Source organism: Streptomyces sp. NPDC002156 (assembly GCF_053593675.1).
Genome location: NZ_JBSFDA010000134.1, coordinates 1 through 11,935 on the forward strand (window position 1 = coordinate 1; position 11,935 = coordinate 11,935).

Below are 11,935 nucleotides of genomic sequence, written 5' to 3' on the forward strand. Positions count from 1 at the left end.
GCAGGAGGAGATCACCGCCCGGGTCAAGGCGCTGGAAGCGCTCCTGATCGAGAAGGGCATCATGACGACCGCCGCCGTCACCTCGTATGCGAAGGCCGTGGAGGCTACGGCGTCGGCGTCATCATCCTGACCGGTTCCGTCCCGGCCGCGCTGTGCCGCTCCGCCCAGCTCTCCAGGGCCGTGCGGCAGGCGTGGTCCAGGTGGTGCAGGCCCGACAGGTCCAGCTCGATCGGCCGGTCCTGGGGGAGCGCCTCCAGGCTGTCCAGTATTTTCGGCAGCCGCAGGAAGGTCGCGTTGCCGGACAGATACGCCTGGACGGGCCCGGCGCCCTTGTCCACGACCTCCAGCTTGAGATGCGAGGCCTCCCAGGCGGTCTTGGCCACCGACAGGGCGAGGCCGATCAGCACGCCCTCGAACATGTTCACGGACACGATCGCCACGGCCGTGACGACGAGTATCAGCGCCTCACCCCGGTGCTCGCGCCAGAGCGAGACGACCCCGCGCAGCGGGATCAGCTTCCAGCCCGCGTGCACGAGGATGCCGGCCAGCGCGGGCAGCGGGATCAGCGCCAGCGCGCCGGGCAGCAGCGCCGCGAACAGCAGCAGCCACACACCGTGCATGACCCGGGACGCCTTCGTCCGCGCGCCCGCCTGGAGGTTCGCCGAGCTGCGCACGATCACCGCGGTCATCGGCAGCGCGCCCAGCAGCCCGCACACGGTGTTGCCGGCGCCCTGCGCCATCAGCTCCTTGTCGTACTGGGTGCGCGGACCGTCGTGCAGCCGGTCCACCGCGGCGGCGCTGAACAGGCTCTCGGCGGACGCGATCAGCGTGAACGCCACGACCGTGCCGAGCACGCTCAGGCTCGCCAGTTCGCCGAAGGAGCCGAGGCCGGGCAGCTGGACGGCGTCCAGCAGGCCCTTCACCTCCACGGTCGCCACCGGCAGGCTGAAGGCGAGGGTGACGACGGTCGCCAGGACTACCGCCGCGAGCGCGCCCGGCACTGCCCGCACCTTCCTGGGCAGCCGCTGCCACAGCACGATCACGGCCACCGTGCCCGCGCCGACGGCCAGCGAGGCCAGCGCGCTGGTGCTCCCCACGGCCTTCGCGGCGGCCTCGGGCAGCCCGACGATCTTGTCGAGCCCGGCGGCCGGCGCCTTCAGCCCGGCCGCCGCGTACAGCTGCCCGGCGATGATCACGAGCCCGATTCCGGCCAGCATGCCCTCGACGACGGACACGGATATCGCCCGGAACCAGCGCCCCAGCTTCAGGGCGCCCATGGCGAGCTGGAGCAGGCCGGCGGCGAGCACGATCACCCCGAGGGCGGGCAGCCCGTGCTCCCGTACGGCTTCGAAGACGAGCACGGTGAGGCCGGCGGCGGGCCCGGACACCTGGAGGCTGCTACCCGGCAGGAGTCCGGTGACGATACCGCCCACGATGCCGGTGACCAGGCCGAGTTCGGCCGGTACACCGGAGGCGACGGCGACGCCCACGCACAGTGGCAGGGCGACCAGGAACACGACGAGCGAGGCGGCGAAGTCCTGCCGCAGATGAGGGAACTTGGCCATTTTTTCGAGGCTGGTCATGGCGGCCCTCACAGCGCTTCGAACGCGTCGGTGGCGGCCCGGTGTTCGCGTACGGACCCGGTGTGGACCTCGTAATACCAGCCGCGCAGGCGTAGTTGACCCTTCGCCAGACGTTGCTCCACGCAGGGGTAGGAGCGCAGCCGCAGCAGCTGGGCCAGGACGTGGTTCTGGACGCCCGCCGCGACCGTCGGGTCGTCGGTGTCGGACGCGGTCGTGGTGCCGGGTTCGTCGGCGGCGTGCGCGAGCCAGTCGCGTACGGCGGGTACGGCGGTGAGGTCGTCGCCGCGCACCAGGGCGCCGACGGCGCCGCAGTGGGAGTGGCCGCAGACCACGATGTCGCTGACGCCGAGGACCTCCACGGCGTACTCGATCGTGGCGGCCTCGCCGGTGGGGCGGCCGGAGGCGTATGGGGGGACGATGTTGCCGGCGGTGCGCAGCTCGAAGAGTTCGCCCGGCCTGGCACCTGTGATCAGGGCCGGGACGACCCTGGAATCGGAGCAGGTGATGAACAGGACCTGGGGGGACTGGCCTTCGGCGAGCTTGGCGAACTCCTCAGGGCGCTGACCGAAGGTGCGGGCGTTGTCGATGAGGGGCTGCATGTGGTGACTCCTCCTGGCGCGCCTCGATGGCGCGTCGGACGTACATGACAGAGCGTGGGGGGATGTCTCCGCTGTCATCAGCAGCGGAACACCTGCAGTCCGGCCGGGGTGTGCGCTGTCAGTGATCTGGGCGCCTGGTGGCGGGCGGTGATCGGTGTCCGTGGTTCGTGCGGGGGCACGGGATCCGCCACGAGGGCCGGGCGGCCGGGGGCTTCGGGGCCCGTATCGACGATTCGATGCCGGTCGCGGATGCGCAGGGGCCAGGCGGGGTCGTGGGGACGGCCGTCGTTACCGCAGGTAACGTACTCGTCGCGCAGGGCTTCCGCCCTGGGTTTGTTTCTGGTCTCGGTCTTGGCCTCGGCATGACGGGCTGTGTGCGCGGATGCGAAGGAAGCCGTGGGAGTGAAGAGTTGGAGGGCCAGCAGTGCGGCGGTGAGGAGCGAAATCACGGTCCGGACGGTGGTACCTCGGAACATGCGCCCCCCTTCAGATGTTTCGCGGTCCCTCGCGTACGTCAACGGCTGGTCAACCGAAGGTCAAGAAACACGTTAACCCTGCGAAGTTGTTTGCAGGGTTAACTTAGCGTTTCAGGCTGAAGAGAGCCTGAAAAGCGCGGGTGGGATGACGCGAACTGACCCTTGACGCAAGGGTTTACGACGGCTCCACGAGGCCCTTGGCGTCGCGGGCCAGAGCGGTCAGGCGGGAGATCGCGCGGAAGTACTTCTTGCGGTAGCCGCCGTTCAGCATCTCCTCGCTGAACAGCTGGTCGAAGGGCATGCCGGAGGCGAGCACCGGTACTTCGCGGTCGTAGAGCCGGTCGGCGAGCACGACGAGCCGCAGTGCCGTCGACTGGTCGGGAACCGGCCGTACGTCGGTGAGGCACACGGCCTTCAGGTCGTCCGTGAGGGCGCCGTACCGGCTGGGGTGCACTCGGGCGAGGTGGTCGAGGAGGTGCGGGAAGTCGTCGAGCGACGCTCCCTCGGTGGCGTACGCCGCCTTGGTCACCTGCTCCTCGGAGTACGGCGCCGGAGCCTGGGGCAGCCCCCGGTGGCGGTAGTCCTCGCCGTCGATGCGCAGTGCGCGGAAGTGGGCGGACAGGCCCTGGATCTCGCGCAGGAAGTCGGCCGACGCGAACCGGCCCTCGCCGAGCTTGCCCGGCAGGGTGTTCGAGGTGGCGGCGAGCGCGACACCCGCGTCGACGAGCTTGCCGAGCAGGGTCGACACGAGGACGGTGTCGCCCGGGTCGTCCAGCTCGAACTCGTCGATGCAGAGCAGCCGGTGGCCGCTGAGTGTCTGCACGGTCTTCTGGAACCCGAGCGCGCCGACGAGGTTGGTCAGCTCCACGAAGGTGCCGAAGGCCTTGAGTGCGGGCTCGGCAGGGGTGGCGTGCCAGAGGGAGGCGAGGAGGTGGGTCTTGCCGACGCCGTAACCGCCGTCGAGGTAGACCCCACGGGGCCCGGCGGGCACCTTGGCCGCCTTGGCCTTCCCGAATCCGAAGAACCCCCGCTTGCCGCCGCCCAGGGCGTGTGCCCCGCCGAGCCCGCCGGCGAAGCCGTCGAGGACGCGCACGGCCTCGGTCTGGCTGGGCTGGTTCGGGTCCGGGATGTACGTACCGAAGCGCACCGAGTCGAACCGGGGCGGCGGCACCATCTCGGCGACCAGCCGGTCCGCGGGGACATGCGGCTCACGCACGCACAGGGACAGCGGGGCGGCCGCGTCGGCTATCGGGCCGAATCCGGGGGTGGCTGGGGTGGTAGGCACGGTTCACCATGCTAAGCCGCATGCCAGACTGCCTGGCATGCGACGCCTGTTCCCTGTGACCGAAGAGACAGTGGCCGGGGCCTCGGGAGGGGCCGTGGATGCCGGTGGTGCCGGTGGTTCGCCCGGGGGTGGTGGGGCGGTCGACCGTGAGTGGAGTCTGACGGAGCTGGGCGCCGCCTACGCCTACCCCGAGCGGACGAACGGGGGTCCGGGAACCTGGCTGCGGGCCAACATGGTGTCCACGCTCGACGGTGCCGCCCAGCACGACGGCCGTTCCCAGCCCATCTCCTCCGCCTCCGACATGCGGATCTTCGGCACCCTGAGGGCGCTGGCGGACATCGTGCTCGTCGGTGCGGAAACGGTACGCCAGGAGGGTTATCGGCCGGTACGCGCGCGTGCCGAGTTCGCCGAGGCCCGGGAGGCGGCCGGACAGGCGGAGGCGGCGGCCGTCGCGATCGTCAGCGCGAGTCTGGACCTGGACTTCTCGCTCCCCCTGTTCACCTCGCCCCTGGTGCCCACCCTGGTCCTCACGGGCGCCGCCGCCGCCCCCGACCGGGTCGCCGCGGCCGAGAAGGCGGGCGCCCGGGTGGTCGTCGCCGGTGACGGCATGGGCGTGGACCCGGCACGTGCCGTACAGGCCCTCGCCGGCCTCGGGCACACCCGGCTGCTGGCCGAGGGCGGGCCGCGGCTGCTGGGGCAGCTGGTGGCGGCCGGTGTGCTCGACGAGCTGTGCCTGACGATCTCCCCGATGCTCACGGTGGGGGACGCTCAGCGGATCTCGGGCGGGCCCTCGTTGGCTGTTCCCCGGCGCTTCGAACTGGTGTCCTTGCTGGAGGAGGAGGGCTTCCTGTTCAGTCGGTATTGCCGCCCATGAGGTGCGGGGGTCCCGCATGACCGGACACGATGTGGAATCTGCCGTTCCGTTTGTCTTTCGCTGGGCACACTAAAACTCGCAGCCCCCGTGCGATCACGGGGCAGGATGGTTTCCGCAGGGGCCTACGGACGGCCCACGGAGGAGAAGGGCGCCTGTCGTGTTCACAAGCGTACTGATGATCGAGAAGGCCCTGACGTCCGCCGACGTGGAGTTCGTCACCACCTTGCACGGCGACGAGGACGTCGCCTTCCACGTACTGCTCCAGCCCCGTGGTGACCAGGCCGACCGGCTGCTGCGCGCCATCGACGACATCGCCCTCGGCGAGCTGGACGAGGCGGCGCACGAACGGGAGACGCCGGAGGGGAAGGACGCGGCGGCGTTGGGGGAACAGGCGTTGGAGGTGTCGCTGGCGGCGCTGCGGGTGTCTGGTAACGAGGCGGAGGGGCGGATTGTCGAGGACCATCCGCTTGATGCGCTTCGGGGGTTGGTGGACGAGGTCGAGGCGGATGAGGTGATCGTGCTGACCGATCCTCATTACGTGGAGGAGTTCTTTCATCGGGACTGGGCTTCTCGGGCTCGGCACAAGGTGGGGGTGCCTGTGTTGAAGCTGTTTTCGCACAGCAAGGCGTAGGGGGTAGTTCGTCGGGTGCGGGCCCGGTGGGGGCTTGTCGCGCAGTTCCCCGCGCCCCTAGGTGGGTGGGGACAGCCTTGGCCGTAAGGCGCCCTCTCTTCAGGGAATAGGCTGGGGTCCGTTCTAGCTGTCGCACCGCATCAGGGGAGAAACGCACATGGCACCCGGCCTTCCTGTCGCCATGGAACGACCGCACTTCATCGGCATTGGTGGGGCCGGGATGTCTGGGATCGCGAAGATTCTGGCTCAGCGTGGGGCTGCTGTGGCCGGGAGTGATGCCAAGGAGTCGGAGACCGCTGCGGCGCTGCGGGCGCTCGGGGTGGTCGTGCACATCGGACATGCCGCCGGGCATCTGGCCGACGACGCCACCTGTGTCGTCGTCTCCTCTGCCATTCGGGCCGACAATCCGGAGCTGGCGCGGGCGGCCGAGCTGGGGATTCCGGTGGTTCACCGGTCGGACGCGCTCGCCCGGCTGATGGACGGGCTGCGGCCGATCGCCGTCGCGGGTACGCACGGCAAGACGACCACGACGTCGATGCTGGCGGTGTCGCTGAGCGAGCTGGGGCTGAGCCCCTCGTACGCCATCGGCGGCGACCTGGACGCGCCCGGTTCGAACGCCCTGCACGGCGACGGTGAGATCTTCGTGGCCGAGGCGGACGAATCGGACCGCAGCTTCCACAAGTACGCGCCCGAGGTCGCGATCGTCCTCAACGTCGAGCTCGATCACCACGCCAACTACGCCTCCATGGACGAGATCTACGAGTCCTTCGAGACGTTCGCCGGTCGGATCGTGCCCGGTGGGACGCTCGTGATCTCCGCCGATCATGACGGCGCCCGCGAGCTGACGCGGCGGCTGCCCGACTCCGTGCGCGCGGTGTCGTACGGGGAGTCCGCCGACGCCGATGTGCGGGTGCTGTCCGTCGTGCCCCAGGGGCTCAAGAGCGAGGTCACCGTCGAGCTGGACGGGGCTCCGCTCACCTTCACGGTTTCCGTGCCCGGGCGGCACTACGCGCACAACGCGGTGGCCGCGCTGGCCGCGGGCGTCGCGCTGGGCGTGCCCGCCGGAGAGCTGGCGCCCGCGCTGGCGGCGTACACGGGGGTGAAGCGGCGGCTGCAGCTGAAGGGCGAGGCGGCCGGTGTCCAGGTCATCGACTCGTACGCGCACCACCCGACCGAGATGACGGCGGACCTGGAGGCGATGCGGGCGGCGGTCGGTGACGCGCGCATCCTGGTGGTCTTCCAGCCGCACCTCTTCTCCCGCACCCAGGAGCTGGGCAAGGAGATGGGCGAGTCGCTGACGCTCGCGGACGCCTCGGTCGTCCTCGACATCTACCCGGCCCGCGAGGACCCGATCCCGGGTGTCACCAGCACGCTGATCATCGACGCCGCGCGGGCCGCGGGCGCCGATGTGACGGCCGTCTCCGACAAGGCCGAGGTCCCCGAGGTCGTCGCGGGAATGGCGAAGCCCGGTGATCTCGTTCTCACCATGGGCGCGGGTGATGTGACCGACCTGGGCCCGCGGATCCTGGACCGCCTGGCGCACTGACGTTCGCGGTCACATTCGTAGTGAGGGGCTGAGCTTCATGGCGTACGACGTCGACAAGCCGGACGAGCAGTGGCGCGCGGAGCTGACGCCGACCGAGTACACGGTCCTGCGTCAGGCCGGCACGGAGCCCGCCTTCGTCGGTGAGTACACGGACACCAAGACGAAGGGCGTCTACTCCTGCCGGGCCTGTGGCGCCGAACTCTTCACCTCGGACACGAAGTTCGAGTCGCACTGCGGCTGGCCGAGCTTCTTCGACCCGAAGGACACCGACGCGGTCGAGCTGATCGCTGACCGGTCCCACGGGATGGTGCGGACCGAGGTGCGATGTGCGCGGTGCGGATCGCATCTCGGGCATGTGTTCGAGGGGGAGGGGTATCCGACCCCGACCGATCAGCGGTACTGCATCAACAGCATCTCGCTGCGCCTGACGCCCGACGCGGGCTGACGGCTTCGCTCATCGTTCGCCGGGCGGTCGGGGTGTCCCGCCGTCCGGCTCCGAGGTGCGTGGTGTGCCGCCCCGGCCCACCCGCACCCGCTCGCCGCCCACGTCCGGTTTCAGGTCGACCTGCACCTGATGCGTCGTCTGGCGGTCGACCGTGCCGCCGAGTTCGGCCGTGACCACGCCGATCCGAACTCCGCCGCGACCCGTGCCGGAGCGGTGCACCTGCACCGAGAACGTCAGATTCACGTTCTCCACGGTGAAGCCCAACGCCCTTCCCTGGGCCTCCTCCCGGGCCTCCTCCAGTTCGCCCCGCACCTGGCGGATCACCTCCGCCAGCCCCACGAACCCCGGTGCGTCCGGCAACTCGTACCTCCCCAAAGCCTGTTACTCCGTTTGCGCACCATTATGCCCAACCGCCACCGTATAGTGACGGTGTGGCTGCTGACGGGGGTATCCATACCAATTCGTCCTTGGGGACGCCGCCCTGGGCGGTGCGCATCCGACGGGCGAACGGGGAGATCGCGGGCGCCGGCATTCTGCTGAGCCCCGATCAAGTCCTCACCTGCGCCCACGTGCTGGAGCGGGGAGCCGAGGTCACCGCCGAGTTCGTCGGGGCGCCCGGCCACGCGGTGCCCTCGGTGGCGGCATGGGTGGACGGGGACGCGTATGTGCCGGAGACCCGGGACGCCGACGGCGATCCCAGCGGCGATGTCGCCCTGCTGAGGCTGGAACACCCCAGGCCCGAGGGAGACACGACGCGGCTCCACCGGCTCTCCGCACCCAACCGCGCCGTACGGATGTACGGCTTCCCGTACGACCACAACGGCGGCATCTGGTTCCGGGCCACCGTCGTCGGCGGCTGTGGGCGCGACGGTCAGGTGCAGCTGAGCCCGACGAGCCGTGGTGAGCTGGCCAGCCCCGGCTGCAGCGGCTCCGGCGTCGTGGACACCCGTACCGGCGAGGTCATCGGGATGGTTCTCAGCGGACTCCAGGACCGCCACGGCAACCTGTTCTCCTTCATGACCCCGGCCGAGACCATCGTCCGGCACCTCCCGCGGATCGCCCAGTGGACCTCGGGTCGGACCGCGGTCGACGACAGACTCAGATCCACGAGGGACGACGCCTCGGAAGCCCTGCTCGACGAACCGTTCGCGCAGCGTCTCGCCGACTGGCTCCGGGACGACGGACAGCAGGTGAAGATCAGCCTCGTCCGCGGCGGCGACGCCGTACGGGCCGCCACGCTGCGCCGCGCCATCACCCTGGCCGACCGGGAGTTACGCACCTCGGCATCCGTCGACCGTGCCTCGCTCGACCCGCCGGGCACCGTCCCGTCGGCCGGCGGCCACGACCTCGCCGTGGACGCGGGAGGACTCACCTCCGCCGAGATCGAGGAGCGGATCGCCGAGCGCATGGGCCTGTGGCAGCACCCGGACGCCCCGCTGGTCGACCGGATCAGGGCCGCGCGGGTCACCCTCACCCTGGTCGTCGTCGGTGTCGACGAGGCGGTCGACCCGCTCGCGCTCCTGGACCTCCTGGAGATGCTCCGGGCCGAGGGCAGCCGCCTGCTCCTGGTCTTCCGCACCGCGGGCGCCGCCCACCGCCGCGCCCGGTACCAACTGGTCGCCGAGCCCGCGCAGCGGCGCCGCGCCCGTCTCGTCGCACGCCTGGAGGAGACCACCGGCCCGCTGGCCACGGCGATGTACGGGCGCATGGCCGTCGTACAGGCCGACGACACCCGCCGCGCCGAATCGGACCTGATCAGCGCCCATGCCGCGCTCGCGGACCTGACCCGGGCGCCCGGCGGCGCGGGTGCGGCACGCCGGGGTCCGGACCTGGCGCGGTACGAGCGGTTCGTCGACCGGGCGACAACCGGGCTGGTCACGACCATCGGCGCCCTCGAACGGCTCTGTGACCGGCGGGACATGCTGGGCGGTCGGCTGCAGGGCTACCACGTGCTGCACCAGCAGGCCACCCGGGGCGAGGAGGACCTGGCCGTGGACGCGCTCTATCTCCGCGCCCACGAACTGCTGCGGGCCAGGCCCTGCGACGTACAGGCGCTCGAGGACGCGGTGAACGCCTACGTGCTGAGTGTCGAGCGCGGGTACGGGGCGGATCCGGACGAGGGCGGTGCCGTCTCCCCATGACGTCGGCACCCGAGCCGTGCCCCAGGACCGACTGCCGGGGCGGCCACATCAGGGAGACGGGCTTCTGCGGCACCTGCCCCCGGCTGCCGCCCGCCCCGGAACAGGGGTCGCGGGACGACCGGTCCGCCGCAGGTCCGGTCGAGCCCTCGCCGCCCGTGCCGACAGCCCGCGCGCTGGACCGCGACGGTCTGCTGGTCCTGCCGCGCATCCCCTCGCCGGAGCCGGCGGAGGCCGCCGCCACCACCGCCCGTCCGCCCACCGGGGGCCGGCGCTGCGGTGTCGACAACTGCGTCGGCACCATCGGGGTCGACTACGACGGCGGCCCGCCACCCGACCACGGCTACTGCCCGGAGTGCGGCCACCCGTACTCCTTCCTGCCGAGACTGCGCCCGGGCGACCGGGTCGGCGGCCACTACCGGGTGCTCGGCTATCTCGCGGTGGGCGGCCTCGGCTGGGTCCACCTCGCGGAGGACACCCGGGTGCCGGACCACCTGGTCGTCCTCAAAGGGCTGATCAACACCGGGGACGCCGTCGCCCGGCGGGCGGCCGTCGAGGAGCGCCGCTCGCTCACCACGCTCCACCACCGGGACATCGTCCGCATCGTCACGTACGTGCACCACCAGGCGCCCGGCGAGGCGGAAGCCACCGGATACATCGTGATGGAGTACGTCGGCGGCCGTTCCCTCGCCTGGATCCGGCACGCCCCGGACGAGGAACTGGCGCGGCTCTTCGGCGGATCGTTCGAGTTCGGCCATGTGCTCACCTACGGCTGCAAGATCCTCGGCGCCCTGGAGTACCTGCACGACCAGGGCCTCCTGTACTGCGACATGAAGCCCGACAACGTCATCCACTACGGGCGCGAGATCAAGGTCATCGACCTCGGGGCCATCCGCCGGATCGACGACCGCTCCTCCAGCCTCGTCTACACCCCGGACTACGCACCGCCGAAGACGGAACGCGACGAGCGCGGCTTCCAGGTCGACACCGACCTCTACACCGTCGGCCGGACCCTGAAGTCCCTCGCCGCACGGGCCACCCCGGCTGCCGGACTCGCCGCCCGCTCCTTCGACGCGCTGTTCCGACGCGCCACCCACCCGGAGCCCGCCGCCCGCTTCACCTCGGCGGCCGAGATGTCCCGCCAGCTCTGGGAGGTGCTCCGGGAGCACCAGGCCCTGAGCGGGCACGAGCCGTACCCGGAGCGGTCCACCCGCTTCGAGCCGACGGCCGCGCTGTTCGGCTCGGCCCTCGGCACGGCGCCGCCCCTCGACCACTGGACCCGGCGCCCCGGCCCCGACGTCCCGGAGCTGCCCATCGGGGCGCCGGAACCCCGGGATGCGGCCCGTGCACTGCCCGTCCCGATCCCCGACCCCCGGGACGCCGCCGCCGTACTGCTCGGTGGACTCGCCGCCGACAACCCTGAGCGCATCGCGGCGCAGGCGGAACAGGGCTCGGCGCTGTACACCGTGGAGACCGCGCTGTGGCTGTGCCGCGCCTACCTGGACGCCGGGGAAGCGGACAAGGCCGACCGGTGGGTGGAGAAGGCCCGTCGGCTGAGCCGCGAGTACGACTGGCGGATCTTCTGGCACCAGGGCCTGCTCCACCTGACGCGAGGTCAAGTGCGGAAGGCGGAGGGCGAGTTCACCGCCGCCTACGACGCCCTGCCGGGCGAGTCCGCGCCGAAGCTGGCCCTCGGCCACTGCGCGGAACACCTCGCCGCCGGGCAGCGGCAGACCGAGGAGTACTACGAGGCCGTCTGGCGGCGGGACCGGACCCAGGGCAGCGCGGCCTTCGGGCTCGCCCGGAGTCGACTGCGCCGGGGCGACCGGCGGGCGGCCGTCCAGGTGCTCGACGAGGTACCGACGACCTCACGGCACTACGACGCCGCACGCGTCGCCGCGATCCGGGTACTCACCGGCCGGCTGCCCGGCGCCGAGCCCACCGTGGCCCAGCTGGTCGAGGCAGCCGAGCGGCTGCAGGGGCTCAGGAGAGCGCCGACCGCACTGCACCTGGACGGCAGCGGAGCCTGGGACCGGCTGGTCGCCGAGGCCCGGGAACACGCCGTCACCTGCCGGCCGCCCGGCGGATGGGGACCGGACTTCCCCGCCGGGGAGCTGTTCGGACCGGCGGACACACCGAGGGCGCTGGGCGAACTGCTGTCCCGGTCGCTGAAGAGACTCGCGGACCAGGCGGGGAGTTGCGGCGAACGCGGCGACCTCCTGGACCGGGCGTACGCGGTCCTCCCCGAGACCGTCGGCCTCCGGGACCTGCTTCGGGGGTGGCGGCGTACGGCATGAGGGGGGGCAGGGCCCGCCGACGGGCCGGAGGCCAAAAGACGAGGGCGAGGGCGAGGAGCAC

Annotated in this window: 11 protein-coding genes; 6 read left to right on the forward strand and 5 right to left on the reverse strand. The window is 71.4% G+C overall.

Going from position 1 to position 11,935, the window contains the following annotated elements:
- Positions 1-104: 104 nt before the first annotated feature.
- From ACWCRB_RS36820 to zapE, 4 genes are all read right to left on the reverse strand, one after another.
- Positions 105-1,565, reverse strand: a complete 1,461-nt coding sequence (locus ACWCRB_RS36820; RefSeq protein WP_451000214.1) for a SulP family inorganic anion transporter — start codon at positions 1,563-1,565, stop codon at positions 105-107.
- A 26-nt stretch (positions 1,566-1,591) separates the two neighbouring features.
- A complete protein-coding gene (locus ACWCRB_RS36825) occupies positions 1,592-2,182 on the reverse strand; it encodes a carbonic anhydrase (protein ID WP_369029534.1) in 591 nt (196 codons plus the stop codon).
- A gap of 77 nt (positions 2,183-2,259) precedes the next feature.
- Entirely contained in the window at positions 2,260-2,658 is a 399-nt protein-coding gene (locus ACWCRB_RS36830) for a hypothetical protein (RefSeq protein ID WP_451000215.1), read from the reverse strand.
- A 175-nt stretch (positions 2,659-2,833) separates the two neighbouring features.
- Positions 2,834-3,943, reverse strand: coding sequence for a cell division protein ZapE (gene zapE / locus ACWCRB_RS36835; RefSeq protein ID WP_451000216.1), 1,110 nt, complete (start codon positions 3,941-3,943; stop codon positions 2,834-2,836).
- Positions 3,944-3,980: 37 nt separating this feature from the next.
- Here zapE and ACWCRB_RS36840 point away from each other — a divergent pair, with 37 nt between their 5' ends.
- The 4 genes from ACWCRB_RS36840 (at position 3,981) to msrB (ending at position 7,439) form a co-directional block, all read left to right on the forward strand.
- On the forward strand, positions 3,981-4,817 hold the full coding sequence (locus ACWCRB_RS36840) for a pyrimidine reductase family protein (RefSeq protein ID WP_451000217.1): 837 nt from the start codon (positions 3,981-3,983) through the stop codon (positions 4,815-4,817).
- A gap of 157 nt (positions 4,818-4,974) precedes the next feature.
- A complete protein-coding gene (locus ACWCRB_RS36845) occupies positions 4,975-5,448 on the forward strand; it encodes an indole-3-glycerol phosphate synthase (protein WP_451000218.1) in 474 nt (157 codons plus the stop codon).
- 157 nt (positions 5,449-5,605) lie between these two features.
- The gene (gene murC / locus ACWCRB_RS36850) at positions 5,606-6,994 is read left to right on the forward strand and encodes a UDP-N-acetylmuramate--L-alanine ligase (RefSeq protein WP_451000219.1); all 1,389 of its coding nucleotides are present in this window, start codon (positions 5,606-5,608) and stop codon (positions 6,992-6,994) included.
- A 37-nt stretch (positions 6,995-7,031) separates the two neighbouring features.
- Complete coding sequence (msrB, locus tag ACWCRB_RS36855; protein WP_451000220.1) at positions 7,032-7,439, forward strand: peptide-methionine (R)-S-oxide reductase MsrB; 408 nt, start codon at positions 7,032-7,034, stop codon at positions 7,437-7,439.
- Between the two features lie 9 nt (positions 7,440-7,448).
- Here the strand turns inward: msrB and ACWCRB_RS36860 are convergent, their stop codons facing one another.
- A complete protein-coding gene (locus ACWCRB_RS36860) occupies positions 7,449-7,799 on the reverse strand; it encodes a trypco2 family protein (protein ID WP_451000221.1) in 351 nt (116 codons plus the stop codon).
- Positions 7,800-7,906: 107 nt separating this feature from the next.
- Here ACWCRB_RS36860 and ACWCRB_RS36865 point away from each other — a divergent pair, with 107 nt between their 5' ends.
- Together ACWCRB_RS36865 and ACWCRB_RS36870 are read left to right on the forward strand one after the other, a co-directional pair.
- The gene (locus ACWCRB_RS36865; RefSeq protein ID WP_451000222.1) at positions 7,907-9,580 is read left to right on the forward strand and encodes a trypsin-like serine peptidase; all 1,674 of its coding nucleotides are present in this window, start codon (positions 7,907-7,909) and stop codon (positions 9,578-9,580) included.
- Positions 9,577-11,874, forward strand: a complete 2,298-nt coding sequence (locus ACWCRB_RS36870) for a tetratricopeptide repeat protein (protein WP_451000223.1) — start codon at positions 9,577-9,579, stop codon at positions 11,872-11,874. The genes ACWCRB_RS36865 and ACWCRB_RS36870 overlap by 4 nt, the downstream gene beginning before the upstream one ends.
- The last annotated feature ends 61 nt before the right edge of the window (positions 11,875-11,935 follow it).